Source organism: Micromonospora sp. NPDC018662, assembly GCF_044391475.1.
GTDB lineage: Bacteria > Actinomycetota > Actinomycetes > Mycobacteriales > Micromonosporaceae > Micromonospora.
The window spans coordinates 139,239-162,165 of the sequence record NZ_JBISAC010000008.1 but is presented as its reverse complement, the minus strand read 5'-3'; the positions used below and the strand labels follow the sequence as shown (position 1 = coordinate 162,165).

The 22,927-nt window shown below is 72.6% G+C and carries 36 protein-coding genes; 19 read left to right on the top strand and 17 right to left on the bottom strand.

Annotation, left to right across the window (positions count from 1 at the left end; translation table 11 throughout):
* Nucleotides 1-69: 69 nt before the first annotated feature.
* Genes ACH495_RS22730 through ACH495_RS22715 form a run of 4 tightly spaced genes read right to left on the bottom strand, consistent with a single transcriptional unit; the run spans nucleotide 70 to nucleotide 3,571 of the window.
* A complete protein-coding gene (locus ACH495_RS22730) occupies nucleotides 70-690 on the bottom strand; it encodes a response regulator (protein ID WP_396859714.1) in 621 nt (206 codons plus the stop codon).
* A complete protein-coding gene (locus ACH495_RS22725; protein ID WP_396859713.1) occupies nucleotides 687-1,832 on the bottom strand; it encodes a sensor histidine kinase in 1,146 nt (381 codons plus the stop codon). The genes ACH495_RS22730 and ACH495_RS22725 overlap by 4 nt, the downstream gene beginning before the upstream one ends.
* A 21-nt stretch (nucleotides 1,833-1,853) precedes the next feature.
* Nucleotides 1,854-2,657 carry an ABC transporter permease gene (locus ACH495_RS22720; RefSeq protein WP_396859712.1) on the bottom strand — a complete coding sequence of 268 codons (804 nt, stop codon included), beginning with the start codon at nucleotides 2,655-2,657 and terminating at the stop codon, nucleotides 1,854-1,856.
* 23 nt (nucleotides 2,658-2,680) lie between these two features.
* A complete protein-coding gene (locus ACH495_RS22715; protein ID WP_396859711.1) occupies nucleotides 2,681-3,571 on the bottom strand; it encodes an ABC transporter ATP-binding protein in 891 nt (296 codons plus the stop codon).
* A 208-nt stretch (nucleotides 3,572-3,779) separates the two neighbouring features.
* On the opposite strand from ACH495_RS22715, the gene ACH495_RS22710 reads away from it, so the two are divergent.
* From ACH495_RS22710 to ACH495_RS22690, 5 genes are all read left to right on the top strand, one after another.
* Entirely contained in the window at nucleotides 3,780-4,616 is an 837-nt protein-coding gene (locus tag ACH495_RS22710; protein WP_396859710.1) for a helix-turn-helix domain-containing protein, read from the top strand.
* 14 nt (nucleotides 4,617-4,630) lie between these two features.
* Nucleotides 4,631-4,837 (top strand): DUF397 domain-containing protein, encoded by a 207-nt coding sequence (locus ACH495_RS22705; RefSeq protein ID WP_396859709.1) that lies wholly within the window; start codon nucleotides 4,631-4,633, stop codon nucleotides 4,835-4,837.
* Between the two features lie 34 nt (nucleotides 4,838-4,871).
* Complete coding sequence (locus ACH495_RS22700; protein ID WP_396859708.1) at nucleotides 4,872-5,084, top strand: type II toxin-antitoxin system VapB family antitoxin; 213 nt, start codon at nucleotides 4,872-4,874, stop codon at nucleotides 5,082-5,084.
* Between the two features lie 122 nt (nucleotides 5,085-5,206).
* Entirely contained in the window at nucleotides 5,207-6,067 is an 861-nt protein-coding gene (locus tag ACH495_RS22695; protein WP_396859707.1) for an alpha/beta hydrolase, read from the top strand.
* A gap of 39 nt (nucleotides 6,068-6,106) precedes the next feature.
* Nucleotides 6,107-6,523 carry a VOC family protein gene (locus tag ACH495_RS22690; protein WP_396859706.1) on the top strand — a complete coding sequence of 139 codons (417 nt, stop codon included), beginning with the start codon at nucleotides 6,107-6,109 and terminating at the stop codon, nucleotides 6,521-6,523.
* A 47-nt stretch (nucleotides 6,524-6,570) separates the two neighbouring features.
* Here the strand turns inward: ACH495_RS22690 and ACH495_RS22685 are convergent, their stop codons facing one another.
* The gene (locus ACH495_RS22685; RefSeq protein WP_396859705.1) at nucleotides 6,571-6,795 is read right to left on the bottom strand and encodes a hypothetical protein; all 225 of its coding nucleotides are present in this window, start codon (nucleotides 6,793-6,795) and stop codon (nucleotides 6,571-6,573) included.
* A 96-nt stretch (nucleotides 6,796-6,891) separates the two neighbouring features.
* Here ACH495_RS22685 and ACH495_RS22680 point away from each other — a divergent pair, with 96 nt between their 5' ends.
* The gene (locus ACH495_RS22680) at nucleotides 6,892-8,031 is read left to right on the top strand and encodes a site-2 protease family protein (RefSeq protein WP_396859704.1); all 1,140 of its coding nucleotides are present in this window, start codon (nucleotides 6,892-6,894) and stop codon (nucleotides 8,029-8,031) included.
* A 2-nt stretch (nucleotides 8,032-8,033) separates the two neighbouring features.
* Here ACH495_RS22680 and ACH495_RS22675 read toward each other — a convergent pair whose 3' ends face one another.
* Nucleotides 8,034-9,260: an FAD-binding protein gene (locus tag ACH495_RS22675; protein ID WP_396859703.1), complete on the bottom strand. Its 1,227-nt coding sequence runs from the start codon at nucleotides 9,258-9,260 to the stop codon at nucleotides 8,034-8,036.
* A gap of 67 nt (nucleotides 9,261-9,327) precedes the next feature.
* On the opposite strand from ACH495_RS22675, the gene ACH495_RS22670 reads away from it, so the two are divergent.
* Nucleotides 9,328-9,678, top strand: coding sequence for a hypothetical protein (locus ACH495_RS22670; RefSeq protein WP_396859702.1), 351 nt, complete (start codon nucleotides 9,328-9,330; stop codon nucleotides 9,676-9,678).
* Between the two features lie 293 nt (nucleotides 9,679-9,971).
* Here ACH495_RS22670 and ACH495_RS22665 read toward each other — a convergent pair whose 3' ends face one another.
* Entirely contained in the window at nucleotides 9,972-10,901 is a 930-nt protein-coding gene (locus ACH495_RS22665) for an LLM class F420-dependent oxidoreductase (protein ID WP_396859701.1), read from the bottom strand.
* Nucleotides 10,902-10,966: 65 nt separating this feature from the next.
* On the opposite strand from ACH495_RS22665, the gene ACH495_RS22660 reads away from it, so the two are divergent.
* Both ACH495_RS22660 and ACH495_RS22655 read left to right on the top strand, forming a co-directional pair.
* Nucleotides 10,967-11,275 (top strand): ArsR/SmtB family transcription factor, encoded by a 309-nt coding sequence (locus ACH495_RS22660; RefSeq protein ID WP_396859700.1) that lies wholly within the window; start codon nucleotides 10,967-10,969, stop codon nucleotides 11,273-11,275.
* Nucleotides 11,276-11,277: 2 nt separating this feature from the next.
* Entirely contained in the window at nucleotides 11,278-11,808 is a 531-nt protein-coding gene (locus ACH495_RS22655; RefSeq protein WP_396859699.1) for an SRPBCC family protein, read from the top strand.
* 120 nt (nucleotides 11,809-11,928) lie between these two features.
* On the opposite strand, the gene ACH495_RS22650 is transcribed toward ACH495_RS22655, so the two are convergent.
* Nucleotides 11,929-12,486: a Uma2 family endonuclease gene (locus tag ACH495_RS22650; RefSeq protein WP_396859698.1), complete on the bottom strand. Its 558-nt coding sequence runs from the start codon at nucleotides 12,484-12,486 to the stop codon at nucleotides 11,929-11,931.
* A gap of 93 nt (nucleotides 12,487-12,579) precedes the next feature.
* Between ACH495_RS22650 and ACH495_RS22645 the strand changes: the two genes are divergently transcribed.
* The 4 genes from ACH495_RS22645 to ACH495_RS22630 all read left to right on the top strand — a co-directional run bounded on the left by ACH495_RS22645 (nucleotide 12,580) and on the right by ACH495_RS22630 (nucleotide 14,843).
* Nucleotides 12,580-13,308, top strand: a complete 729-nt coding sequence (locus ACH495_RS22645; protein ID WP_396859697.1) for an ElyC/SanA/YdcF family protein — start codon at nucleotides 12,580-12,582, stop codon at nucleotides 13,306-13,308.
* A gap of 112 nt (nucleotides 13,309-13,420) precedes the next feature.
* Nucleotides 13,421-14,194 (top strand): ATP-binding cassette domain-containing protein, encoded by a 774-nt coding sequence (locus ACH495_RS22640; protein ID WP_396859696.1) that lies wholly within the window; start codon nucleotides 13,421-13,423, stop codon nucleotides 14,192-14,194.
* A gap of 26 nt (nucleotides 14,195-14,220) precedes the next feature.
* The gene (locus ACH495_RS22635; protein WP_396859695.1) at nucleotides 14,221-14,472 is read left to right on the top strand and encodes a type II toxin-antitoxin system Phd/YefM family antitoxin; all 252 of its coding nucleotides are present in this window, start codon (nucleotides 14,221-14,223) and stop codon (nucleotides 14,470-14,472) included.
* Nucleotides 14,469-14,843 carry a type II toxin-antitoxin system VapC family toxin gene (locus ACH495_RS22630; RefSeq protein WP_396859694.1) on the top strand — a complete coding sequence of 125 codons (375 nt, stop codon included), beginning with the start codon at nucleotides 14,469-14,471 and terminating at the stop codon, nucleotides 14,841-14,843. The genes ACH495_RS22635 and ACH495_RS22630 overlap by 4 nt, the downstream gene beginning before the upstream one ends.
* An 81-nt stretch (nucleotides 14,844-14,924) precedes the next feature.
* On the opposite strand, the gene ACH495_RS22625 is transcribed toward ACH495_RS22630, so the two are convergent.
* On the bottom strand, nucleotides 14,925-15,509 hold the full coding sequence (locus ACH495_RS22625) for a GNAT family N-acetyltransferase (RefSeq protein WP_396859693.1): 585 nt from the start codon (nucleotides 15,507-15,509) through the stop codon (nucleotides 14,925-14,927).
* Between the two features lie 39 nt (nucleotides 15,510-15,548).
* Here ACH495_RS22625 and ACH495_RS22620 point away from each other — a divergent pair, with 39 nt between their 5' ends.
* The gene (locus ACH495_RS22620; protein WP_396859692.1) at nucleotides 15,549-16,016 is read left to right on the top strand and encodes an SRPBCC family protein; all 468 of its coding nucleotides are present in this window, start codon (nucleotides 15,549-15,551) and stop codon (nucleotides 16,014-16,016) included.
* Between the two features lie 16 nt (nucleotides 16,017-16,032).
* Here the strand turns inward: ACH495_RS22620 and ACH495_RS22615 are convergent, their stop codons facing one another.
* Nucleotides 16,033-16,221 (bottom strand): hypothetical protein, encoded by a 189-nt coding sequence (locus tag ACH495_RS22615; RefSeq protein WP_396859691.1) that lies wholly within the window; start codon nucleotides 16,219-16,221, stop codon nucleotides 16,033-16,035.
* Between the two features lie 58 nt (nucleotides 16,222-16,279).
* Here ACH495_RS22615 and ACH495_RS22610 point away from each other — a divergent pair, with 58 nt between their 5' ends.
* A complete protein-coding gene (locus ACH495_RS22610) occupies nucleotides 16,280-16,717 on the top strand; it encodes a hypothetical protein (RefSeq protein ID WP_396859690.1) in 438 nt (145 codons plus the stop codon).
* Between the two features lie 49 nt (nucleotides 16,718-16,766).
* Here the strand turns inward: ACH495_RS22610 and ACH495_RS22605 are convergent, their stop codons facing one another.
* Nucleotides 16,767-17,141, bottom strand: a complete 375-nt coding sequence (locus ACH495_RS22605) for a VOC family protein (RefSeq protein ID WP_396859689.1) — start codon at nucleotides 17,139-17,141, stop codon at nucleotides 16,767-16,769.
* Between the two features lie 312 nt (nucleotides 17,142-17,453).
* Here ACH495_RS22605 and ACH495_RS22600 point away from each other — a divergent pair, with 312 nt between their 5' ends.
* Nucleotides 17,454-17,864, top strand: coding sequence for a RidA family protein (locus tag ACH495_RS22600; RefSeq protein WP_396859688.1), 411 nt, complete (start codon nucleotides 17,454-17,456; stop codon nucleotides 17,862-17,864).
* Nucleotides 17,865-17,870: 6 nt separating this feature from the next.
* On the opposite strand, the gene ACH495_RS22595 is transcribed toward ACH495_RS22600, so the two are convergent.
* Entirely contained in the window at nucleotides 17,871-18,251 is a 381-nt protein-coding gene (locus ACH495_RS22595; protein WP_396859687.1) for a winged helix-turn-helix transcriptional regulator, read from the bottom strand.
* Nucleotides 18,252-18,353: 102 nt separating this feature from the next.
* On the opposite strand from ACH495_RS22595, the gene ACH495_RS22590 reads away from it, so the two are divergent.
* Nucleotides 18,354-18,977, top strand: coding sequence for an NAD(P)-dependent oxidoreductase (locus tag ACH495_RS22590; protein WP_396859686.1), 624 nt, complete (start codon nucleotides 18,354-18,356; stop codon nucleotides 18,975-18,977).
* A 37-nt stretch (nucleotides 18,978-19,014) separates the two neighbouring features.
* Here the strand turns inward: ACH495_RS22590 and ACH495_RS22585 are convergent, their stop codons facing one another.
* Complete coding sequence (locus tag ACH495_RS22585) at nucleotides 19,015-19,359, bottom strand: ester cyclase (RefSeq protein WP_396859685.1); 345 nt, start codon at nucleotides 19,357-19,359, stop codon at nucleotides 19,015-19,017.
* Nucleotides 19,356-19,790 carry a MarR family winged helix-turn-helix transcriptional regulator gene (locus ACH495_RS22580; RefSeq protein WP_396859684.1) on the bottom strand — a complete coding sequence of 145 codons (435 nt, stop codon included), beginning with the start codon at nucleotides 19,788-19,790 and terminating at the stop codon, nucleotides 19,356-19,358. The genes ACH495_RS22585 and ACH495_RS22580 overlap by 4 nt, the downstream gene beginning before the upstream one ends.
* Before the next feature lie 62 nt (nucleotides 19,791-19,852).
* On the opposite strand from ACH495_RS22580, the gene ACH495_RS22575 reads away from it, so the two are divergent.
* Nucleotides 19,853-20,254 (top strand): nuclear transport factor 2 family protein, encoded by a 402-nt coding sequence (locus ACH495_RS22575; RefSeq protein ID WP_396859683.1) that lies wholly within the window; start codon nucleotides 19,853-19,855, stop codon nucleotides 20,252-20,254.
* Between the two features lies 1 nt (nucleotide 20,255).
* On the opposite strand, the gene ACH495_RS22570 is transcribed toward ACH495_RS22575, so the two are convergent.
* Complete coding sequence (locus ACH495_RS22570; protein ID WP_396859682.1) at nucleotides 20,256-20,498, bottom strand: hypothetical protein; 243 nt, start codon at nucleotides 20,496-20,498, stop codon at nucleotides 20,256-20,258.
* 193 nt (nucleotides 20,499-20,691) lie between these two features.
* Here ACH495_RS22570 and ACH495_RS22565 point away from each other — a divergent pair, with 193 nt between their 5' ends.
* Entirely contained in the window at nucleotides 20,692-21,213 is a 522-nt protein-coding gene (locus ACH495_RS22565; protein WP_396859681.1) for a hypothetical protein, read from the top strand.
* A gap of 70 nt (nucleotides 21,214-21,283) precedes the next feature.
* On the opposite strand, the gene ACH495_RS22560 is transcribed toward ACH495_RS22565, so the two are convergent.
* Both ACH495_RS22560 and ACH495_RS22555 read right to left on the bottom strand, forming a co-directional pair.
* Complete coding sequence (locus ACH495_RS22560; RefSeq protein ID WP_396859680.1) at nucleotides 21,284-21,865, bottom strand: DinB family protein; 582 nt, start codon at nucleotides 21,863-21,865, stop codon at nucleotides 21,284-21,286.
* Between the two features lie 180 nt (nucleotides 21,866-22,045).
* Nucleotides 22,046-22,849, bottom strand: a complete 804-nt coding sequence (locus ACH495_RS22555; protein WP_396859679.1) for an HAD family hydrolase — start codon at nucleotides 22,847-22,849, stop codon at nucleotides 22,046-22,048.
* Nucleotides 22,850-22,927 lie beyond the last annotated feature (78 nt).

Below are 22,927 nucleotides of genomic sequence, written 5' to 3'. Positions count from 1 at the left end.
CCGCTTAACACGTGGGTGTTAAGCGGGGCCCGCGCCTCTACCGAATGCGTTAAGCGGGGCCCCCGCCTTTCACCCCAGCAACCAGCCGTTGGCCTCCGCGACCCGCACCGCGTCGGCGCGGTTGCGGGCGCCGGTCTTGCCGATCGCCGACGAGAGATGGTTGCGGACCGTGCCCTCGGACAGGTGCAGCGTCGCCGCCAGCTCGGCCACCGTGCCTCCGCCCCGGGCCGTCCGCAGCACCTCGGTCTCCCGCTCGGTGAGCGGGCTCGCGCCGGTGGCCAGCGTCTCGGCGGCCAGCGTCGGGTCGACCACCCGCAGGCCGGCGTGCACCCGGCGGACCGCGTCGGCGAGCTGACGGGCCGGGGTGTCCTTGACCACGAAGCCGTTCGCGCCCGCCTCCATCGCCCGCCGCAGATAGCCGGGCCGGCCGAACGTGGTCACCACCAGCACCCGGCAGCCGGGCAGCGCGGCCCGGAGCGCCGCCGTGGCGGCCACCCCGTCCAGGCCGGGCATCTCCACGTCGAGCAGCGCCACGTCCGGATGGGTGCGCAGCGCCGCCGGCACCACCTCGTCACCGCGGCTCACCTCCGCCACCACGGAGAGGTCGGGTTCCAGCGACAACAACGCGGCCAGCGCGCCCCGGACCAGCGCCTGGTCGTCGGCGAGCAGCAGTCTGATCGACGCGGTCATCCGGGTGTCCTTCCATTGGGGTCCGGCACCGCGACCCGGAGCAGGAACCCGCGCCCGCCGGGCGGCCGGGCCACCGTCACGGTCGCGTCCAGCAGGTCGGCCCGCTCCCGCAGCCCGACCAGCCCGTGCCCGGTCGCCGGCGACCCGGCGGCCGGCCCCCGACCGTCGTCGCGTACCTCCACCGCCGCCGGGTCGACCCGGATCACGCAGCGCCGCGCGCCGCTGTGCCGCACCACGTTGGTCACCCCCTCCCGGACCGCCCAGCCGAACAACTCGTCCCGGTCCGCCGGCAGCTCCGGCACCGTCTCCGGCAGCTCCGCGACGACGCCCGCGGCGGCCAGCGCCGACCGGGCGCCGGCCAGTTCGGACGCCAGATCCACCCCGCGGTACGCCCCGACGGTGCCCCGCACGTCGGCCAGCGCCTCCCGGGCCAGCCGCTCCACGTCGGCGATCTCGACCGCCGCGCGCGCCGGGTCCAGCTCCAGCAGCCGACCGGCCAGCTCCGCCTTCACCGCCACCACGGTCAGCGAGTGCCCGAGGATGTCGTGCAGGTCCCGGGCGGTGCGGGCGCGTTCCTCGGCCACCGCGAGCCGCCGGATCTCCTGCTGCGCGGCCTGGAGTTCGCCGTTGCGCTGGGCCAGCCGACTCACCCCGAACATGGCGAACGAGGCGAGGACGACGGCGAAGACGATGGTCTGCTCGGCCTGCCAGCCGGATACCAACCGGCCCAGCACCACCGGGGTGAACGCGGCGAGCAGCACCACCACGACGGCCGGCCGGGTCGGCAGCAGGAAGATCGCCGCGGCCGCCACGAAGACCAGGGTGGCCATCCACTCGCCCCCGGTGCCCGGGATCCCGGCCAGGCCGAGGGCGAGCAGTCCACCGAGGATCACCCATGCCCGGCGCGGCGGGATCTGCCGCCGGGACCGGCGCATCAACCGGCCCCACTCGAACGCCAGCACGTAGCCGAGCCCGAAGGCGACCAGCGTGCCCACCCCCAGCACCCGCCGCCACACCTGCTCCTGGTGCAGGGCGGTGTCCAGGGCGACGTTGAGGAAGACCAGCCAGACCGCCGCCAGCAGCCACCCGGTGAGCCGCCAGCGACGGCTCACCGGGTGCGGGTCCTCGGGCAGCAGCTTCACGCCGATCACGCTAGTCCCCGCTCAGACCCGCGTGGTGTCCCGGCGGAACAGCCGGGCCGCGCCGAGGCCGAAGAACGCGGTCCAGGCGGCCACGTTGCCGACCGCCGCCCAGTCCACCCCGGTGCCGGTCAGCGGCGCGCGAGCGAGCTGACCGACCCCGTACACCGGGGTGAACTTGGCGACCTGCTGCATCACGTCGGGCAGCAGACTCAGCGGGACGAACAGGCCGCCCAGCATGGCCAGGATGGCCAACGCCGGGCCCATGAACTGCATGACGTTCTCGGCCGGGGCGAGGTAGCCGACGAAGAGGCCGAACGCGGCGAAGACCAGCGAGCCGAGCCAGGCGGTCAGGCCGGACTCCAGCCAGACGTGCGCCGGCAGCCGGACGCCGGAGGCGGCGCCGACGCCGAACTCGACGAGCACGCCGAGCAGGCCGAGCACCATCGCGGTGGCCACCTTCGTCGCCACGTACGCGGCCGGGCGCAGCGGGGTCAGCCGCAACTGCCGGCTCCAGCCCAGCGCCCGCTCGGTGGCGACGGCCGCGCCGGCGCTGGTGGTGGCCACCATGGCCGCGTACACGGCCAGGCTGATCATGATCCAGCCGGTGACCGGCAGGCCGTTGTCGAGCTTTTCCCCGCGCGAGGGCAGCCCGAACAGCAGGAAGAAGACCGCCGGCATGACCAGGATGAACATCAGCGTGCGGCGGTTACGCAGTACCCGGCGGATCTCGATGCCGAGCACGGCGGCCGAGAAGCCCCCGAGGGACGGGGGCCGGCGGTCGGTCCGGCGCGTGTCGACGGTGGCGGGTGAGGACGTGGCGGTCATGGCAGGGCTCCCGGGCAAGTGGGTCAGGCAGCGGCGGTCAGGGCGAGGAACGCGTCCTCGAGGTTGCGCGAGGTGATCTCCAGGTCCCGGGCGTCGGTCCGGGTCAGCAGGTGCCGGGCGACGACGTCGGAGTCCTCGCTGTGCACGAGGATCGCGTCGCCGCGTACCTCGACCGAGCGGACGCCCGGCAGCGCGGCGAGCGCGGCCTGGTCGGCGCCGGGCAGCGTGGCCCGCACCACCCGGCCGGCGGCCAGGTTCTTGATCTCGGCGGTGGTGCCGTCGGCGACCACCCGACCGGCCCGGACCAGCACGATCCGGTCCGCGTACGCGTCGGCCTCATCCAGGTAGTGGGTGGCGAACAGGACGGTCCGGCCGGAACGGGCGTCGGTCCGGATCGCCTGCCAGAAGTCGCGTCGGCCCTCAACGTCCATGCCGGTGGTCGGCTCGTCCAGCACCATCAGGTCCGGGTCGGGCAGCAATGCCAGGGCGAACCGCAGCCGCTGCTGCTGGCCGCCGGAACACCTGCCCACCGGCCGGTCGGCGATCTCGGCGATGCCGGCGCGCTCCAGCACCTCGGTCACCGGGCGGGTGTGGCCGTAGAAGTGCGCGGTCATCCGTACCGTCTCGGCGACGGTGAGGTCCTTGAGCAGGCCACCGGTCTGCATCACGGCGGCGACCCGGCCGAGCCGGACGGCGTCGGCGGGGCTGCCGCCGAAGAGCCGGACCGTGCCGGCGTCCGGGCGGGCGAGGCCGAGCAGCATGTCGACGGTGGTGGTCTTGCCGGCGCCGTTGGGGCCGAGGAAGGCCACCACCTCGCCGGGGGTGATCCGCAGGCTGAGCCCGTCGACGGCGGTCACCGGGCCGAAGGTCTTGGTGAGCCCGGCCAGTTCGACGGCCGGTGCGGTGTCGGTCATGCCAAGAATGCTCCGGCGTGCGGGATCGGGGTCCCCGGAGCGGCCGTCACCTTCCGCCCGTGACATTTGTCAGGTGCGCCGCTATGGCGTACCGACAGCAGTCACCGCACCCGGAATCGACGTGCGCACGCGCCGTCGTGGTCGGGCCGGAGCCGACAGCGCTGCGCGCCCGCCACTCGACGGTCGCAGAAGACCCACACTGGTCCCCATGACTGGAAGTCCGACCGTCCGTCGCCAGCGACTCGCCGCCGCCCTCCGCCGACTTCGTGAACAGACCGGCATGACGGCTGACCAGGCGGCGAAGGAGATCGGCATCTCCAAGTCGGCGGTCAGCCGCATCGAGAACGCCCAGGTGTCCGTGATGCCGCCGGTCGCGCGGGCTCTTCTCCACCTCTACGGCGTCGAGGGCGATGAGGTCGACGCGCTCGTGCAGGTGGCGCGGGACGCCCGCAAGCGCGGCTGGTGGCAGGCGTATGACGACGTCCTGCCGGACTGGTTCGAGGTCTACGTCGGACTGGAGGCCGAGGCATCGGAGATCCGGGCGTTCGAGCCTCAACTGGTGCCCGGCTTGGTTCAGACCGCCGACTATGCCCGCGCGGTCGTCCGGGCCGAGCACCCGGACGCACCCGACAATGAGGTCGAACGTCGCGTCGAGTTGCGGATGCGCCGCCAAGGCAACGAATCTTCGCCGAAACTGTGGGTGGTGCTGGACGAGGCCGCGCTGCGACGGCCGATCGGCGGAGCGGAGACGTTCAAGGCGCAGTTGCAGCGGCTTACCGAGGAAGCCGACCGTCCCGGCAACACCGTGCAGATCCTGCCGTTCGCGTCCGGCGAGTACGGCTCGATGGGCAGCGCCTTCAGCCTGCTCGCCTTCCCGGAGCCGGCCGACCCGGGCATCGTCTACGTCGAGACCCGCGCGGGTAGCCTCTATCTGGAGGGCCAACAGGTCAGGGAATACTCCCGCGTCTTCGAGCACCTGGTCGCCACGGCGACCGGCGCCCGCGAGTCACGCGACCTGATCCGGGGGGCGATCAACCAGCTCTGAGGGGACGAGACCGGGTGGGCGAGACCAACAAGGCCGCGGTGACCTGGCGGAAGAGCACCCGCAGCAACGGCTCCGGCGACTGCGTCGAGGTCGCGGGCCACCTCTCCGGCCGGGTCGGCGTGCGGGACAGCAAGGACGCGAGCGGCCCGGTCCTCCTCTTCGACGGGCAGGCGTGGCGGAGCTTCCTTCGCGGTTTCCAGCGGGAGCACACAGACGATTGATTCGCATCCGGTGTGGTGAGCGAAGGGTCAGCTCATGACTTCCACCGAGTTCGACTCGAACGACGAACCACACACCCAGCCGACTCAGGCAGCCGGGCACGACACGGCGGCCAGTGTGGTCCAGGCCGTGAAAGCGTTGGAGATGCGCCGCGAATTCGCCGCGTGGCTCAAGAGCGGTGGCCTCCCCGACCTCACCGATGTCTCCCCCGCCGCGTCAGAACGGCCACCCGGCAAAGACCCTGCTTAGATCTCGCCAGCGCGAACCGAACCAGTTAAGCGGGGCCCCCTCCTCTACCGGATCCGTTAACAGGGGGCCCTTCCTTGCTTACAGGCCGGGAGTGAGGGCCGCCGGGCCGGGTAAGCCGCGCCATGGGCGTACCGACCGGACGCGTCGACACGATAGTGCTCATCCACGGGCTCTGGATGACCCCGCGCAGCTGGGAACGCTGGGCCGAGCGCTACGCGGCGCGCGGCTTCCGGGTGCTCGCCCCGGCCTGGCCCGGCATGGACCGCGAGCCGGCGGCGCTGCGGGCCGATCCCACACCGATCGCCGGCCAGCGGATCGCCGACATCGTCGACCACTACGCGGCGATCATCCGGGAGCTGCCCCGGCCGCCGATCGTCATGGGGCACTCGTTCGGCGGCCTGGTCGCCCAACTGCTGCTGGACCGCCGGCTCGGCGCCGCCGTCGTCGGCGTGCACCCCGCGCCGGTCAAGGGCGTGCTCAAGCTTCCGCTGAGCACGCTGCGCTCCGGGTTCTCGATCCTGCACAACCCGGCCAACCGGCACCGGGCCGTCCCGTTCACCGCCGAGGACTTCCGGTACGCCTTCGGCAACACGCTCACCCGGGCGGAGTCCGACGCCGCCTGGGAGCGGTACGCCGTGCCCGGCGCCGGCCACGTGCTGTTCGAGGGCTCGTTCGCCAACCTTGACCCGGACTCGGCCACCGAGATCGACAGGAAGCGCGCCGACCGGGCGCCGCTGCTGATCACCGCCGGCGGCGAGGACCACGTGGTCCCGCCCTCGCTCGCCACCAGCCTGGCCAATCTCTACCGCAGCTCGACGGCGGTGACCAGCTATCGGGAGTTCCCCGGCCGGTCGCACTTCTTCGGCGGCGAGCCGGGCTGGGAGGAGGAGGCCGACTTCGCGCTGGAGTGGGCGGTCGAGGCGGCGAACGAGTTCTCCCCGACCGTGGTCAGCGCGGCGCCCCGACGCAACCGGGCCGGGTAGCGGTCACCGGTTGACCGCCACCCCGGGCAGGCTCAGGCCATGAATCTTGATCGCTCCGGGTCCAGGATCGACCACCTCAACGTCGCCGTGCCCGACCTCGCCACCGCCGTGGCCTTCTACGAGCCCGTGCTGGCCAGCATCGGCATCAGCAAGATGCTGGAGATCCCGCCGAACGCGACCCCGAACCAGCCGACGGCCATGACCGGCTTCGGGCTGGCCGGGGTGAAGCCGTACTTCTGGCTGATCGACGGCGGCACGGTCGGCACGAACATGCACCTGGCCTTCACCGTCGACACCCGCGACGACGTCACCACGTTCTACCGTGCCGCGCTCGACGCCGGCGCCACCTCACTGCTGGTGCCCGCGATGCACCCCGAATACCACGACGACTACTACGGCGCCTTCGTGCTAGATCCGCACGGCATCAACCTGGAGGCGGTCTGTCATCGGAGCTAGGCACCTGCCGGTGCCCACCCTCCTGGCACGAGCCCTTCGACGCATAGTCATCCCAGGCAAGGCTCTCCGTAAAGCTCTGGCTGATCTCGCGAGGCGCGCCTGCAGTCCTCGTCGGTCACCAGGTAACCGCGCTCGGCCCACCGGGCCCGTAGCCCGTCCGCCCGCATCTTCCGTCGCAGGGCGTCCGCGATGAAGCCAGACATCCTGCCGGCTGAGCGCTCGACGTCATCGGCAACGTCGTCGGGCAGGCTGATCGTGATCCGCCGCGTCATGCTCCCAGCATCGTGGGTGCCTGCTTCGTGGCGAGCGCGGCGCGCTGGGCCGTTCGGGACTGGTGTGGGCGTGAGTGGGGCGGGTATGACGGAGCGATGAGGGCGAGTTTCCGGCTCGGCCGGGTCGCGGGCGTACCCGTCGGCGTCAACTGGAGTGTCCTGGTCATCTTCGTGCTGATCGCCTGGACGTTGTCGGCCAGCCTGTTCCCGCGCTCGTACCCGGGCCACTCGCCGGTGGCCTACGTCGCCGCCGGCCTGGCCGCCGCGGTGGTCTTCTTCCTCGGGCTGCTCGCCCACGAGGTGTCGCACGCGGTGGTGGCCAAGCGCAACGGCATCGAGGTCGAGGGCATCACGCTCTGGCTCTTCGGCGGCGTCGCCGAGCTGAAGGGCGAGGCGAAGGACCCCGGCGCCGAGCTGCGGATCGCCGGCGTCGGGCCGCTGGTCAGCCTGATCATCGGCGTGGTGTTCGGCGCGATCGCGGTGGCCGTCGCGGTGGCCGGCGGGCACGGCCTGCTGCTCGGCGCGCTGTCCTGGCTGGCCGGCATCAACGTGCTGCTGGCGCTCTTCAACGTGCTGCCGGCCGCACCGCTGGACGGTGGCCGGTTGCTGCGGGCGGCGGTGTGGAAGGCGACCGGCGACCGGACCCGGGCCTCGGTGGTGGCCGCCGGCGCCGGCCGGGTGCTGGGCATCGTGCTGATCGGCCTCGGGCTGTGGCGGTTCCTCAGCGGCGCCGGGTTCGGTGGGCTCTGGCTGGCGCTGATCGGCTGGTTCCTGATCGGCGCGGCCGGCCAGGAGGAGCGCCAGGCGCGAATGGGCGACGCGCTGCGCGGCATCCGGGTCGGCGACGTCATGACGCCGCAGCCGCAGACCGCGTCCGGCGACCTGACCGTGGCCGACTTCGTCGACCACTACCTGTTCGCGTACCGGCACTCGGCGCTGCCGCTGACCGCCGACGGCCGGCCGGTCGGCCTGGTCACGCTCGATCGGGTACGCGGCATCGCACCGGACCGCCGCCCGTCCACCACGCTGGCCGAGGTGTCCTGCCGGGCCGACGAGTTGGTGCTCGCCCGCCCGGAGGAACAGCTCACCGACCTGCTCCCCCGGCTCAACGAGTGCACCGACGGCCGGGCGCTGGTGGTGATCGACGACCAGTTGGTCGGGATCGTCTCGCCCAGCGACATCAGCCGCGCGGTGCAGCGCGGCAGCCTGCGTCAGCAGACGTCCGCCGGCCGCTGAGCTCAGTCGCGGGGGAAGTAGCGGTCCAGCTCCGCGGTGCGGAACTTCCCGGTCGGGTCGAACTCGCGCAGCAGCGCCGCGAAGTCGGCGTGCCGGGGGTACGCGGCGGCCGGGTCGCGGTCGAACAGCTTGCCCCAGTGCGGGCGCGGCGCGAACGGGGCGAGCCGTTGCTCCACCTCGGCCAGCACCGGCGCCACCGCCGTCGGGTCGCCGATCCAGGTGAAGTGCAGCGCCAGCGTGTCGCGCCGGTGGTTCGGGCTGAGCCACAGCTCGTCGGCGGCCACCGTACGCAGCTCGCAGACCTGGAGCACGGCGGCGATCCGCTCGGCGACCGGGTCGAGCGCGGCGAGCGCCGCCGCGGCGTCGGCGCGGGCCACGTGCCACTCGGACTGCAACTCGTCGCCGCTGCTCGGGGTGAAGCCGAGCCGGAAGTGCGGCAGTCGCTCGTGCCACGGCCCGGGCTCGCCGAACTGGGCGGTGCAATGCTCCGGTGACATGCCCGGCACCGGGTGCTGCGGCGTCTCGGCGGCGACGGTGTCCAGCCAATCGGCCGGCGGCGGCGCCTGGTCGGCCCGCTGCTTGATCCACACCTGGTCGAAGCGCGCCGACCGCCAGCCGGTGAACACGCTGACGCTGTACGCGGCGTCGAGCGCCTCGTCGAGCGCGGCCCGGGGCAGGCCGAGCCGGACGTACTGCCGCACCGTGAACGTGGGGACGACGTCGAGCGTGAGCCGGGTGACCACGCCCAGCGCGCCGAGGTTGACCACCAGCCCGGCGAAGCGGGGATCGGTCCGGTCGACGGTGAGCAGGTCGCCGTCGGCGGTGACCAGTTCCAGGACGGCGACGGCGGCGGCCAGGTTGCGGTTGGCGACGCCGGAGCCGTGGGTGGCGGTGGCGACCGAGCCGGCCACCGAGATGTGCGGCAGCGAGGCGAGGTTCGCCAACGCGTACCCCTGGGTGTGCAGCGCGGTGGCCAGGTCGCCGTAGCGCAGGCCGGCGGCGACCGTGACGGTGCCGCGGTCGGGGTCGAGCGCGACGGTGGGTGGCAACCCGCCGAGCGCGAGCTGGATGCCGCTGGTGTCGCCGAGCCGGTTGAACGAGTGGCCGGTGCCGACGGCCCGCACCCGGTCCGCGCCGGCGACCAGCCGGCGCAGCTCGTCGAGGGAGGCCGGCCGGTGCCGTTCCCGAGCCGACCAGCGGACGTTGCCGGCCCAGTTGGTGTCGGTCATGCGCTGCATCATCCGCCATCCGGCGCGGGCAGGGTTGCTCCGGGGTCGCAGCGGGAATCCGGTACGGATGAGCAGCTACCGCGACCCGAGCCTCCGCGGCGACGTGTACCCGTCGGAGGAGGAGATCGATCCCACCGGCGTCGGCCCCGACCTGACCGCGCCGGTGCCGGCGCCGACGCCGGAACCCGAGCCGGACCCGGTGCCCCGGCCGGGGCCGCCGCCCCGCGAGGGGCCGGGCCGGTCGATCGTGACCCGGCACCTGGACGGTTCCGTCGAGGTGGTGACCGACCTGGACGGCGACGGCGTGGCCGACGTGGTGCAGGTCGACCTGGACGGCGACGGCGTCCCGGACCTGACGTACCTGGACAGCGACCGCGACGGCCGGCTCGACACGATCCGGCGCGCGACGGCGGGCTGACCGCCGCCGGCCTGGACGCTGCCACCGACCGCCGCTCGCCGCCGACCGACTCGGGGCCGCCCGGCCTGGCTGCCGGTGCGGATCGCGCCGCTTCCTCCGGCCCCGCTCCGCCCGTCACCCTCCGTGGTGGCCGGTGACGGCACTTTGCGGGAAGCCGATATACCTCCTGGTCATATTTATGACTCTGCGGTATACCGCCTTTGACCGACGCCTTCTGTTCCGGAACCCGGCGGGGCAGCCCCGAAGCTGCCGGCACCGGCCAGGCCCGGGCCGAGCCGCGCTGGGGCGCGCGCTCAGAGCTGCGGCATCACCTCGGCGGCGACCAGTTCCAGGTGGTCCAGGTCGGCCAGGTCGAGCACCTGGAGGTAGACCCGGCCGCTGCCCGCCTCGGCGTACCGGCCGAGCGTGTCGACCACCTCGGCGGGCGTGCCGGCGGCGCCGTTCGCGCGCAGTTCGGCGGGTTCCCGGCCGATCGCCTCGGCCCGCCGGGCCACCTCGGCGTCGTCCCGGCCGCAGCAGAGCACCAGCGCGTTGGACCAGGTCATCGTGGCCGGGTCCCGGTCGATCTCGGCGCAGGCGTCCCGCACCCGCCGGAACTGGGCCGTCGTGTCGTCGACCGAGGCGAACGGCAGGTTGAACTCGTCGGCGTAGCGGGCGGCCAGGCGGGGCGTGCGCTTCGGGCCCATGCCGCCGAGCAGGATCGGCGGGCGTGGCCGCTGCACCGGCTTGGGCAGCGCCGGTGAGTCGGTGACCGGGTAGTACGTGCCGGGGAAGTCGAACGTGGACCCGGCCGGGGTGGACCAGAGCCCGGTGATGACCGCGAGCTGCTCCTCCAGCCGGGCGAACCGCTCGCCCAGCGGCGGGAACGGGATGCCGTACGCGGCGTGCTCCTCGGCGTACCAGCCGGTGCCGATGCCCAGCTCGACCCGGCCGCCGCTCATCTGGTCGACCTGCGCCACGGTGATGGCGAGCGGGCCGGGCAGTCGGAACGTGGCGGCGCTCATCAGCGTGCCGAGCCGGATCCTGGTGGTGTCCCGGGCGAGGCCGGCGAGTGTGGTCCACGCGTCGGTCGGGCCGGGGTCGCCGCTCACCGAGCCCATCTTCAGGTAGTGGTCGGAGCGGAAGAACGCGGCGAAGCCCGTCTCCTCCGCGCGGCGCGCCACGGCGAGCAACTGGTCGTAGCTGGCCCCCTGCTGGGGTTCGGTGAAGATCCGCAGTTCCATGCCCCGAGCATAGGGACAGCCTCCATGCCTTTGCCGGCATATAACCGGTGTGGCATATTGGGTGGGTGCCCGTGGACACCTTCGCCGTGCTGGCCGAGCCCGCCCGCCGCCACATCCTCGACCGGCTGCGCCGGGCGGAGAGCAGCGTCGGCGAGCTGGTGGACGCGCTGGGCATGAGCCAGCCGACCGTCTCCAAACACCTCCGGGTGCTCCGCGAGGCCGGCCTGGTCACCTGCCGGACCGCCGCCCAACGGCGGATCTACCGGGTCGACACCGCGCCGTTACGGGCCGTGGACGACTGGCTCGGGCCGTACCGGCTGATGTGGACCGAGCGCCTCGACGCCCTGGAACGCCATCTCGACCGTCAGGAGTGACGATGCCGCGTGACAGCTTCCGCCCCGGCCCGCTCGCCGACGTGGACCGGGTTCCGGTCGACGACCGGTGGGACCTGGTCCTCGTCCGGGACCTGCGACACCCGCCCGAGCGGGTGTGGACCGCGCTGACCGACCCGGCGCAACTCGCCGAGTGGGCCCCGTTCCTGGCCGACCGCGACCTGGGCAGCCCGGGCGACACCACGCTCCGCACGGTCGACGGCGACCAGGCGCACCCGACACCGGCCACGATCCTGCGGGCGGACCGCCCGAGCGTGCTGGAGTACACCTGGGGCAGCGCCCTGCTCCGCTGGGAGCTGGCCCCGGCCGGCGCCGGCACCAGGCTCACGTTGCGGCACCGGATCGACCAGCCCGACCTGGCCCCGATGGTGGCCGCCGGCTGGCACCTCTGCCTGGACGTCGCCGGCCACCTGCTCGACGGCGAACCGGTCGGCCCGATCCGGGGCGCGGAGGCGAAGGAGTTCGAGTGGACGGCGCTGCGCGACGCGTACGCCGAACGCCTGGACAATCCCTGAAACCTCGGGCCGGGTACGGATCCGATCGGGCAGGGCCAGCCGGCGCTCCACCGCAGCATGGTGGTCGCGGGAGCCGGCGCGCAGTGCGGCCAGCATCGGCGCCACCGCCCCTCGGTCGCCCTACCGGTCGAGGTGGTCGGCGGGTGCGGTCTGCAACAGCCAGGCCAGCGGCATCCGCGCGTGTTCGGCGTACCGACCGTCGCCGGTCAGCTCATGGAGCGTGACGGTCTGCGCGCCGTCCCGCTCGACCACCCAGTAGCGCGGGATTTCGGCCGAGGCGTACTCCCGGACCTTGGTGACGGAGTCCATCGCCTCGGTGCCGGGTGAGACGATCTCGACCACGAGAGCGAGGTCGACCACCGCCGACCAGACGCCCCGCGCCGGCGGCTTCCGCCACACGGTGAGGTCGGGGATCCGGCCACCGTCGCCGTTGGGCCCGGGAACGCGTACGCCGACCGCCTGGAGCACCTGCTCGGCGGGCCAGCCGGCCATGATCAGCCAGGCGAAGAGGCGGCTCGCGATGATCGCGTGCTCCGAGTCAGGCGGCGGCATGACCGACAGGACCCACTCGGGGCTGGTCTCGTAGCGGTGACCGTTCGGGTCGGTCGCGTTCATCGTCGCCACGTCGTCGAGCGTCACGACGGCGGGCATGTGCATGCCGACGGCCTCAGCGCTCATGCCGCCATCCTAGGCGAGCGCCCGGCGCCACCCGGGCGTCCGACACGGGCGGACGGAAGACACCGTCGAGCCAGCGGTGGCAAGATCACTTCCATGACGAGTGTGTCCCGCCCGTACGGCGCGCTGCCGCGGATCGTGCCGGCGGAGGCGTTCGCGGACGTACCGCCCGGCCGGTTCCTGGCGGTGCTGGAGGCGGTCACGATGGTCCTCACCCTCCCCGGTCGCGCCGCCGAGCGGGTGGACGCGCTGGTCGTCCCCACCGGGCAGGGCGAGGACTGGCGGCTCACCGACGCGATCCGCGCCTGGGAGGCCGGCCCGGCGCTGCGCCACCTGCTGGTGGCGAGCACCAACCGGGCCGAGCGGACCTACCGGCCGCTCACGCTGGACCGGCTGCGGAGTCTCGGCCTGCGCCGGGTCGACGGCGTCGTGCTCCAGGCCGAGCCGGCCACCGACACCGGCCGGCAGGCCGCCTGGATCGCCGATCGGGTCGGCGCCCTGGGCATTGGCAGCATGGCGCTCGTCGTCTCCCCGTACCACCTGGTCCGGGCCTATCTCACGGTGCTGCGGGCCTGCGACGAGGCCGGTCTGCGGGTCCCGATGGTCCCGCTCCCGGTGGCGGTCGCCCCGGATGCCCCGGTCCCGGAGACCGGGGCGTCCGGCTACGACCTGGTGGCCGGCGAGGTCGGGCGCCTGCTCCACTATCCCGACCAGGGCTGGATCGCCACGCCGGACCGGCTGCGCGACTATCTGCGCTGGCTCTGGGCCGAGCACGGCGCCCTGCTCACCGGCCCCGGGGCCGGGCCCGTCAGCGCCAGTCGCTGATCCACACGTCGCGCGTCGTACACCGTCTCGGGCTTCGGGGTCCTCCCCCGGTGCGTGCCGGTGCCAGCGCGGGGTGCGGGCGCTGCCAGCGGCACCGGCCATGGTCGGCGCCATGAGTTACGCATTCGAGGCGGAGGGCCTGGTCAAGCGGTTCGGTTCGACGACCGCGCTGGCCGGGATCGACCTCGCCGCACGACGGGGGACCGTGCTGGGCGTGCTGGGGCCGAACGGCGCCGGCAAGACCACCGCGGTGCGGATCCTCGCCACCCTGCTACGCCCGGACGAGGGCCGGGCCACGGTCGGTGGCCACGACGTGGTCGCCGACGCCGGGAAGGTACGCCGGCTGATCGGCCTGACCGGGCAGTACGCCTCGGTCGACGAGGACCTGACCGGCACCCAGAACCTGGTGCTGATCGGCCGGCTGCTCGACCTGAGCGGCCGCGACGCCCGGGCCGGTCGCCGGGCCGGTGACCCGGTCGCCGATCTGGACCGTGGCGATCATCGCGGTCTGCGCGCCACTGGCCGTGCGGGCCTACCGCCGCCGCGCCTGACCGGCCGCACCGAGCCGGGTCGCCGCCCCGCGAACGCCGGGGCGGCGGCCGTCTCACCGAGCCGGGTCGCCGCCCACGAACGCGAGGGCGTCGGCCCGGCTCAGGCCGCGCCCCCGGGCGTACGCGGCGGCGTACCCGTCGTCGCCCAGCTCGGCCCGCAGCCGCTCGGCGAGCCGCTGCGCGTCCGGGTTGGACCGGTCCGGCCAGCCGCGCAGCGAGTCGGACGTGCCGAGCAGCTCGGCGGCCCGCGCGTACCGGCCCACGCCGCCACTCTCTCATCCACGCGACCAGCCGAGCGCGGCGTGCCCGTGGCAGCCGCCGTCCAGCTGGACTAAGCTCCTAGCTAACCGAAAGGGTGGTTATGTCTGCCGAGGTTCACTACAACATGCATGACGCCAAGACCCACCTCTCGCGGATCATCGAGCGGGTAGAACGCGGCGAGGAGATCTTCATCGACCGGGCGGGGACGCCAGTTGCCAAGGTCGTGCCCTTGATCCGACGGACCAACCGCACCGCTATCGGGTCTCTCGCGGGGCAGATCGACCTCACCGACGATTGGGACTCGCCGCAAACCAACGCCGAGATCGCGGCTGATTTCGGCGTCGGGGCATGAGCCTCCTGCTGGACACCCACGTCGCACTCTGGGCCATCGCTGGGGAGCCGACGCTCGACACCGAATTCCTCGACCGGTTACGCCACGACCCCGACGTCTTCCTGTCCCCGGTCAGCCTGTGGGAGATCACCGTCAAGCAGGGCTTGGGCAAGCTCGCCGGACCGCCTGACCTCGCCGAACGGATCCGGGACATGGGTTTCCAGGAGCTGCCTGTGACCCATGCCCACGCGATCTGCGCCGGACGGCTGCCACCACATCACCGCGACCCCTTCGACCGCATGTTGGTGGCCCAAGCGGTCACCGAGCACATGACGTTGGCTTCGCGCGACGGCTCGATCGCCCAATACGATGTTGACATCCTCAAGATCTGATCGACCGCAAGGCGGGGCGCTGCCACAACCGGGCGCCTTCGGCAGCATGGCCGCGTCGGGTACGACCCACGCACGCGGGCGTCATGCGTCGTCGCGGACGCGGGCGTGCAGGTGCATGTCGTGCCGTCCGTCCGGGTGGACGGCGGCGTTGCGTCTGGTGCCCTCGGGATGGAAGCCGGCCTTGACGGCGACCCGGCAGGAGGCGTGGTTGCGGGTCGAGTGGTCGAGTTCGAGACGGTGGAAACCCGCGCCGAGCGCCCAGTCACTCACCGCCCGCAACGACCGGGAGGCCACGCCCGCGCCGCGAGCGGCTGGCACCACCCAGTACGCGCACACCGCCACCCCGTCCCCGAGGTCCATCGCGCCCAGCACCATGCGCCCCAGCGGCTCACCGCCGCCGTACGTCATCGCCCAGCTCGCCGCCGTCTCCTGCCGCCACGCCTGGTGGTAGAACGCGAACCACTCGCGCACCTGCTCCTCGGAGTCGGGACGGCGGGTGTGCCAGCGCCGGATCTCCGGATCCTGGTACGCGGCCAGGAACGTCGAGGCGTCGGACGCCTGCCAGGGCCGCAGGACGAGGTCGTCGGCGGCGGTGAGCGTCGGCTGCGGACCGGCCGCGAGGGTGCCGGCGGGGATGGCGGGCGGTGTCGAAAGTGGAAACCTCACCCGCCCATCCTCCACTCGACCGGCTCCTAGAATCGAGTGGTGAGCAGGATCGATCGGGCGAGCAGGACGATAGCCGCGGCGCCGGCGACGGTCTACGACGCGCTTCTGCACCGGGACGCGCTGGAGGCGTGGCTGCCGCCGGACGGCATGCGCGGGCGGATCGAGCGGTGGGATCCCCGCCCCGGTGGCGGCTTCCGGATGGCGCTCACCTACCTCGACCCCACCGGCAGCCCGGGCAAGACGTCGGACGCGACGGACGTCGTCGACGTCGGGTTCGCCGACCTGGTCCGGCCGGAGCTGATGGTGCAGACGGCGGTGTTCCAGGCCGACGACCCGGCGTACGCCGGCGTCATGACGATGACCTGGCACCTGGCCGCGGCCGGCGACGCGACCGAGGTGACCGTCACCGCGACCGGCGTGCCACCCGGCATCGACCAGGCGGTGCACGAGGAGGGCATCGCGTCCTCGCTGGCCAACCTGGCCGCGTACGTCGAATCGACTCGCTGACGACGTGGACGCCGTCTCAGGCCGGCGGGGTGAACACCACGGTGAAGATGGCGACCAGCGACGCGGCCGAGATGATCATCGCCCCGAGCGCCGGATCGACCGCCAGCGCCAGTACGACGCCGCCGACGGCCAGGCCGAGCGCGAGCCCGACCACGCCACGCTGCCGGGTGGACATCCGGGACCATGCCGTCGACTGTCGAGCCACCCCGCCAGCGTCCCACAGGGCCGGGCGCCGCGCCGCCCACGTCGGTTACCGTTCGGGGGTGGCAGCCGTGGCGGCCGGGGTCTTCCGGCGGACCGCCCTCGAGCGGTCGGACCAGCGCATCGCTTGGCAGCGCACGGACCAGGCGTTCTTCGCGGCCGGCGCGTGTCACATCCTGGCCTGGGTGTGCCGGGACGCCCACCCGGACCGGGTGATCCGGCTGGCCGGGTTGCGTTTCGTCGGCGACCGGCAGGTCTGCCACGTGTACGCGACCTGGGCGGGCTGGGCGTTCGACCACTCGGGGTGGAACCCGGAGCCAGATCTGCTCGCGGCCAACCGTGACGTCGAGAGCCGGCCGCTGGAACGCATCGCGCTCACCGACGACCTGGCCGACTTCTGCTCGGCGCACCACCACCGGATGCCGCACGAATACTGGCGGGACCCGATCCCCCGCGCCCGCGACTACGTGCACCGGCACCCGCCGCCCCGAGGTGCCTGACGTGCCGGCCGGACGCCGGTTTCGGCGCCCGGCCGGCACACCGTCCCGACTATAGGTACGGGCGGGTGATCAGCTCGATGGCGTGGCCCCCGGGGTCCTTGAAGTAGACACCCCGGCCGCCGTGCTCGTTGTTGATCTCACCGGGGCGACGCATCTGCGGATCGGCCCAGTGTTCGACGCCCTGGTCGCACAGCCGCTGGTACGCCCGATCGAACAGGTCGTCGTCGATCAGGAACGCGTAGTGCTGCATCTGGATCTCCACCGGCGGCTCGGCGAACTGGATCAGCACGCCGTCGGGAAGCTGCACATTGGTGAACGGACCCCAGGACGGCGCCTCGGGCAGCTCCAGCAGCTCCCGGAAGAACCGGGCCGACGCGTGGCGGTCCCGGGCGGCGACGATGGTGTGGTTGAACGAAACGGTCATGCGGTTGACCTCGCGGTGCTCGACACGAATGGGAACCATCGGTGCGCGAGCGGTGGGGAGGTCCGCGGGCCCGACCTGGCGGGCGCCCGGGGCGCACCCGCGGGGCGGTCAGACCTCCACCGGATCACCAATCCGTGCATGGCGTCGGGCCGGTCCGGTGTTCACGAGTGGTGACTTTACGCGACCCGGTCGTCCGTCACCATGCCGTGGGCGCAACGCCGGTGATCGACCTCGCCGTCCTCCCCACCGTCCCCGAGGAGCGTGCTGGATTCCCCGGTGCGGGCGAACCGGGGATCCGGAATGCTGCACGCCATGACCATCACTCGCGCCAATCCCGAGGGTGTGCACTCGACCCCCGGGTACCACCATGTCACGATCGCTCCCGCCGGACGCATCGCCTACCTGGCCGGCCAGTGCCCGCTGGACGCGCAGGGGTCCCTGGTCGGCCCCGGCGACGTCGATGCCCAGGTCGACCGGGTCGCGGCGAACGCGCTGGCCGCTCTCCGGTCGGTCGACGCCGGCCCGGAGCACGTCGTACGGACCGTCATCTACGTCGTCAGCGCCGACCAGGCCGTCCTCGCGCAGGTGTGGCGTCGGTTCCTGGCCTCGCCCCTCGCCGCCGCGTTCACTACCGCCAGCACCCTGCTCGGGGTGGCCCAACTGGGCTTCACCGGGCAGTTGGTCGAACTGGACGTGACCGCGGCGCTGCCCGGAACGCGGTAGGCCGGCTCACCGGTGGTGCCGGGTGGCGTTGTCGTAGGACTCACGGGCGTCGAGCAGCGCGTCCCAGTGCCGCTCGGTCCAGGCGCACGCCACCGCGATCGGTTCGAGCATGCTGCGGCCCACCGGCGTCAGCTCGTACTCGACGTGCGCGGCGCGTCCGGCGTGGACGGTGCGCCTGACCAGGCCGTCGCGTTCGAGGGCGCGCAACGACTGGGTGAGCACCTTCGGCGTGACGCGCCGCAGCGGCACCCGCAGCTCGGAGAAGCGCCGGGGGCCGCCGTCGAGGCAGCGGATGATGAGCGCCGCCCACTTGTCACCGAACCGGATCGGGTTGAGCGAGGACGGGCACAGCTCGTCGAACATGTCGGCGGGCAACGGTGGCCTCATGCGGCTCACGATAGCTGGTATCCCCGAGGTAACCACGCCCGTCGATAACGTCAGCGCACCGGCCGGGCACACGGGCTCCGGCCCTGGTGAGAGGCGTTCCTCATGGACATCGTGGTCTTCGGCGCCGGCGGTCGCGCCGGACGCCGGGCCGTGGCCGAGGCGCGGCGGCGCGGCCACCAGGTCACGGCGGTGGTACGCGACCCCGCCGGCCTCCGCGACCCGATCGACGCGCGGGTGGTGGCCGGTGACGTCACCGACCCGGCGAGCGTGGCCCGGGCGGCCGCCGGGCAGGACGCGGCGGTCAGCGCGGCGGCGGACCTGACCGTGCCTCCGCACGAGTTCTTCCCCGCGGCGTCCCGCGCCCTCGCCGCCGGGCTCACCGAGGCGGGCGTACGCCGCCTGGTGGTGGTCGGCCTCGCACCGGTCCTGCCCGGGCCGTCCGGCGCTCCCCTGATGGACGAGCCCGGCTACCCGAACGAGTACCGCTCGTTCTTCCTCGGCCACGCGGCGGGCCTCGCCGAGCTGCGACACTGCGACCTCGACTGGTCCTACGTGGCGCCGGCCGGCGACTTCGACCACGACGGCGTCCGCACCGGCCGCTACGAGTTCGCCGAGCACGGCGACCCGGCCAGCCGGATCAGCTACCCGGACTTCGCGATCGCGCTGCTCGACGAGATCGAGACGCCCCGCCACCGTCGGGCCACCGCGAGCGTCCGGGAGGCGTGACGCCCGAGCCGGCCGGGTCCCGTCTCGACGAGGCTGGTCAGCGTTCGCGGGTGAGGGCCGACAGGCCCCAGAGTTCGGCGATGCGTCCGTCGCGTACCCGGAGGAACTCCAGCATGGTCGACGGCGGCTGCCCGGGCACGCCGTGCACGCTGGTGCGGACCGCGACCCGGTCGCCCTCGACGACCATGTCCTCGACGACGACCCGAACGTCGGGGACCGCCTCGTGGAATCGCCGCCAGGCCTGCGCCACGGGCTCCGGCCCGATGGTCCCCAGCGGATGACTGCGGAAGTCCGTCGCGAAAATCCCTGGCACGGCGTCGAAGTCACGATTGTTGAACGCCGCGTACATGCGCCGGGCCACGGCGCGCCCGTCGTCGGTCACCGGCCGTCCGGTTCGGTCGCGTTGGCGCGGACGCGTTGCAGGACGCGCCGCACGGTCTGCCGGTCGCGTGCGGTGACGCCGTCGAGCAGCCGCTCCTGGTACGCCTGGTGGGCCCGCACCAGGTCGTCGGCGACGCGTACGCCGGTGGGGGTCAGCGCGGCCAGGGTGTAGCGGTTGTCCGCCGGGTCGAGACGGCGGCCGACCAGCCCTTCGGCCTCGAACTCCTTGACCAGCCGGGTGACGCTCGCGCCGTCGATGCCCAACACTCGGCGCAGGTCGCGGTGGCTGGTCTCCCCCGCCCGTCGCAGCCGGACCAGCATCTGCACGCGCTGCGGTCTCATGCCCACGTGTCGGGCGAACGCCTGCCGCAGCTCGGTGCAGGCGCCGCCCAGCTCCCGGAAGAAGGCATCCTCGGACGTCTCGTCAGTCACGATCTCTTTGTAACGTCAACTCTTGATAACATCAAGAGATTGCGCGACGAGAGGGCCGAACGATGACGTTGTCGGTGGCGGACAGGCTGGCGATCCACGAGTTGCTGGCCCTGCACGGGCATCTCATGGACGCCGGCGAACTCGACCGGATGGACGAGCTGTTCGCTGTGGACGTGGTCTACGACGTGGCGGCCTTCGGATTCGGCGAGTTGTACGGCCACGAGGCGATCAGGAGCGCGGCCCTCGCTCTGGGGAGCCGGAATCCGGTCGGGCACCACGTCACCAACGTCCACGTGACCGAGGACGCGGACGGCACGGTCCGAGCGGTGTCGAAGGGAATCGGCGTCCACGCCGACGGGTCGGTCGGCAGCGTCGTGTACGAGGACGTCGTCCGCCGCGAGGTTGCCGGGTGGCGGATCGCGCACCGGAGGGTGACCCCCCGCCGCACGCCCTTGCACCCCTGAGTCAGTCCCCCTCGATGCCGGCGGCCCGCAGGATCTGCCGGACCCGCTCGCGGCTGTAGCCGGTGCGGCGAATGAGATCTACCTGGCGGGCACCGGCCCGGTACTCCGCCACCATGACGCGATGCAGCTCGACGCGGGCCGCCTCAACCCGGGCGCGCGCCTCGGCCTTGATCTGCCGGGCGGCCTGCGCGGCACGCTCGTCCGCACCGGGTAGCGCCTCTTCGGCGTCCCGCAGTGCACGCATGGCCCCATCGAGATCCACTAGGCCATCTTCGCCGGCACCCCTTTGGGCCAACTGCTGCGGGGCATAAGTTAGGCCAAATGAGTTATGGCATAACTGGGCCTAAATCCCGTAGAGTCGGCTTGGCTTTGGAGAGTCGCCCTCGGCTCGCGTCGGGACGCTGGTCGTGGCCTTGATCGCATCGGAGGTATGCCCCATGCGCGACCTACCGTTCAGGCTTGCCGATTGTGGAGCATCGGCGGTTGGTCGAATCGAGATCTACAGTGACCTCCTCACCGAGTCGCTGGACGGCGTCGCCTACGTCTGTCGCACCCACTCGGAGGCGGCGGCGCGCGCCATCACGGCGGCCGGCTTGACCGCGTCCATGTCATGGGACCTGCCGCCCGGCGTGGCGCGGATATGCGGACACGTTCACCTTTTTCCCACCGGCATGTTGGGGGCAGACGACCGGCATCCCCGGTGGTGCGACCGGCGCGACTGCGCCCAGCGGGGAGAGCACCGGTCACGGTCGTCAGAGATCAACACCAGCCGGCCGGAGGCGTACCTAGTCACCGTGGCGCTGGTGCAGGCCGGTCATGCCGCTGCGGAACCAGTGGTGGTGCTGAGCGCGACCGACGACACAGGAGGCGCCCAGGTGGCGTTGTCGATCGGTCAGGTGCGCGCGTTGCGGTACCGGCTGGGCAAGTCGCTCGATGCCGCTGGACGTAGCCGGAGATGACCTGCTGCCGCATACGACTGGTCCCGGTCGCCACGGTCAGGGACGAGATGGCGGCTGGCCCGAGCAGACCTCAGCGCCCGGCGGCCTCCCGCGCGTTTCGCTCCACCATGTCCCGATGCTCAGCCATGGCCGCCGGGTCCAGGGCCGGCACGTTCGTCATGGTGGGGAGCAGACCGACCGCGCCGTCGATCAACTCGCGGACGATGTCGGCGTGACCGGCATGGCGCTGCGTCTCGGCGGTCATGTGCACCAGGACGTGGTGCAGCGTCACCTCGCCGCCGTCGCCCCACCACGGCACCCGACCGACCGCGTCCAGCGGCAACGCCTCGATCGTCGCGTCCGCGTGTGCCCAGGACCGCCGGTACAGCTCGATGACGGACTCCCGCGACTCCGTCGGCAGGGCCCACGCCTCCCACGTCTCCTCGCCCTCGGGCCACCGCGGCACGGCGTCACCCGGCCGACCGAAGGTCTCGCCGAAGTAGCCGAACTCGCCTCGGGCCAGGTGCTTGACCAGGCCCAGCAGGTTCGTGCCGGTGGGCGTCAGCGGGCGGCGGACGTCGTACTCGCTCAGCCCGTCGAGTTTCCACACCATCACGCTGCGCGCCCCGCGCAGGTAGTCGAGCAGGTCCGCCTTCGGGTCGAAGATCGCCATGGCGGACAGCATGCGGCATCCGCCCCTGGCTGCGCAGCCCTGGCACCGAGGAGCGGGGCTAGGGTGGGTCGATGGCTGAGCTGCTGGCGATCGCGCTGGTCGTCGGTGTCCTGGCGGCCATCCTGGGGTCTCTCGCATGGCTGGCGGCACGGGTCCGTCGCCGGGGTGTCGGCGACAACGTCATGGGGCCGTTCGAGGAGATCTGGCATCCGGCCGCGCATCGTTTCCGGGCCGAGATCCAGGTGTACGAGGAACGCATGGTGCCACTGCCGCCGGCGGAGGATCCGGGACGACGTGCCGAGCCTGAGCGCTCCCGTCCGGCTGACCGCTGACGTCTGTCCCCCGCAGGAGGCGGACAGCAGCAACGACGTCGGTGACGGCGCGGTCGGGCGGTGCGAGCGTCGTCGGCCAGTCCTTTCCGCTGCTGATCCACAGGGTGGCGAGCCCTGCCGCGCGGCCACCCTCGACATCGAGGAGCGGGCTGTCCCCGATCGCCCAGCCGCCGCCCCGCAGATCGCGACCGCACCCACGGGCTGCCGCCTCGAAGATCTCGCGTGCCGGTTTCCGGATGCCCAGTTCGCCGGAGACCGCCCAGGCATCGACGCACCGGTCCAGCCCGGTACGCCGGATCTTCCCCAACTGGTTGTCGGCCTGGCCGTTGGTCACGATCGCGACCGTCCAGCCGTCCTCGCGCAGCAGCGTCAGCGCCTCCAACACCTCCTGGGGACAGCTCACCAACTCGGGCATCCGGCGTCGGTACTGCCGCCAGGTCTCGCCAGCCGGGGCGGTTAGTCCGAAGTGCTCGGTCACTTCGCCGAAGAACCAGTCACGGGAGACGGACCCGTCCTGATCCGTGTCGATCAGCCATTCCCGCGCGTCGTCCGGCAGTTCGTGGTCGGCGCAGAACTCGACCGCCCAGCGCCGGAATGCCTCCGAGCGATCCACGAGCGTGTTGTCGAGATCGAAGAGCGCCAACCGTTGCATGGTCGACGACGTTACCGGGCGGGCCGCCAGCACAGGGCCCACGGGCAAATGGAGACTTCGAGCGGGGCAGTGCGGTCC

Excerpts from the sequence above, each read along its gene's own strand:
- ACH495_RS22730 (WP_396859714.1), bottom strand. The coding sequence starts at position 690 with ATGACCGCGTCGATCAGACTGCTGCTCGCCGACGACCAGGCGCTGGTC.
- ACH495_RS22720 (WP_396859712.1), bottom strand. The coding sequence starts at position 2,657 with ATGACCGCCACGTCCTCACCCGCCACCGTCGACACGCGCCGGACCGAC.
- ACH495_RS22715 (WP_396859711.1), bottom strand. The coding sequence starts at position 3,571 with ATGACCGACACCGCACCGGCCGTCGAACTGGCCGGGCTCACCAAGACC.
- ACH495_RS22710 (WP_396859710.1), top strand. The coding sequence starts at position 3,780 with ATGACTGGAAGTCCGACCGTCCGTCGCCAGCGACTCGCCGCCGCCCTC.
- ACH495_RS22700 (WP_396859708.1), top strand. The coding sequence starts at position 4,872 with ATGACTTCCACCGAGTTCGACTCGAACGACGAACCACACACCCAGCCG.
- ACH495_RS22695 (WP_396859707.1), top strand. The coding sequence starts at position 5,207 with ATGGGCGTACCGACCGGACGCGTCGACACGATAGTGCTCATCCACGGG.
- ACH495_RS22690 (WP_396859706.1), top strand. The coding sequence starts at position 6,107 with ATGAATCTTGATCGCTCCGGGTCCAGGATCGACCACCTCAACGTCGCC.
- ACH495_RS22685 (WP_396859705.1), bottom strand. The coding sequence starts at position 6,795 with ATGACGCGGCGGATCACGATCAGCCTGCCCGACGACGTTGCCGATGAC.
- ACH495_RS22680 (WP_396859704.1), top strand. The coding sequence starts at position 6,892 with ATGAGGGCGAGTTTCCGGCTCGGCCGGGTCGCGGGCGTACCCGTCGGC.
- ACH495_RS22675 (WP_396859703.1), bottom strand. The coding sequence starts at position 9,260 with ATGACCGACACCAACTGGGCCGGCAACGTCCGCTGGTCGGCTCGGGAA.
- ACH495_RS22670 (WP_396859702.1), top strand. The coding sequence starts at position 9,328 with ATGAGCAGCTACCGCGACCCGAGCCTCCGCGGCGACGTGTACCCGTCG.
- ACH495_RS22665 (WP_396859701.1), bottom strand. The coding sequence starts at position 10,901 with ATGGAACTGCGGATCTTCACCGAACCCCAGCAGGGGGCCAGCTACGAC.
- ACH495_RS22655 (WP_396859699.1), top strand. The coding sequence starts at position 11,278 with ATGCCGCGTGACAGCTTCCGCCCCGGCCCGCTCGCCGACGTGGACCGG.
- ACH495_RS22650 (WP_396859698.1), bottom strand. The coding sequence starts at position 12,486 with ATGAGCGCTGAGGCCGTCGGCATGCACATGCCCGCCGTCGTGACGCTC.
- ACH495_RS22645 (WP_396859697.1), top strand. The coding sequence starts at position 12,580 with ATGACGAGTGTGTCCCGCCCGTACGGCGCGCTGCCGCGGATCGTGCCG.
- ACH495_RS22640 (WP_396859696.1), top strand. The coding sequence starts at position 13,421 with ATGAGTTACGCATTCGAGGCGGAGGGCCTGGTCAAGCGGTTCGGTTCG.
- ACH495_RS22635 (WP_396859695.1), top strand. The coding sequence starts at position 14,221 with ATGTCTGCCGAGGTTCACTACAACATGCATGACGCCAAGACCCACCTC.
- ACH495_RS22630 (WP_396859694.1), top strand. The coding sequence starts at position 14,469 with ATGAGCCTCCTGCTGGACACCCACGTCGCACTCTGGGCCATCGCTGGG.
- ACH495_RS22605 (WP_396859689.1), bottom strand. The coding sequence starts at position 17,141 with ATGACCGTTTCGTTCAACCACACCATCGTCGCCGCCCGGGACCGCCAC.
- ACH495_RS22600 (WP_396859688.1), top strand. The coding sequence starts at position 17,454 with ATGACCATCACTCGCGCCAATCCCGAGGGTGTGCACTCGACCCCCGGG.
- ACH495_RS22595 (WP_396859687.1), bottom strand. The coding sequence starts at position 18,251 with ATGAGGCCACCGTTGCCCGCCGACATGTTCGACGAGCTGTGCCCGTCC.
- ACH495_RS22590 (WP_396859686.1), top strand. The coding sequence starts at position 18,354 with ATGGACATCGTGGTCTTCGGCGCCGGCGGTCGCGCCGGACGCCGGGCC.
- ACH495_RS22575 (WP_396859683.1), top strand. The coding sequence starts at position 19,853 with ATGACGTTGTCGGTGGCGGACAGGCTGGCGATCCACGAGTTGCTGGCC.
- ACH495_RS22570 (WP_396859682.1), bottom strand. The coding sequence starts at position 20,498 with ATGCGTGCACTGCGGGACGCCGAAGAGGCGCTACCCGGTGCGGACGAG.
- ACH495_RS22565 (WP_396859681.1), top strand. The coding sequence starts at position 20,692 with ATGCGCGACCTACCGTTCAGGCTTGCCGATTGTGGAGCATCGGCGGTT.
- ACH495_RS22560 (WP_396859680.1), bottom strand. The coding sequence starts at position 21,865 with ATGGCGATCTTCGACCCGAAGGCGGACCTGCTCGACTACCTGCGCGGG.
- ACH495_RS22555 (WP_396859679.1), bottom strand. The coding sequence starts at position 22,849 with ATGCAACGGTTGGCGCTCTTCGATCTCGACAACACGCTCGTGGATCGC.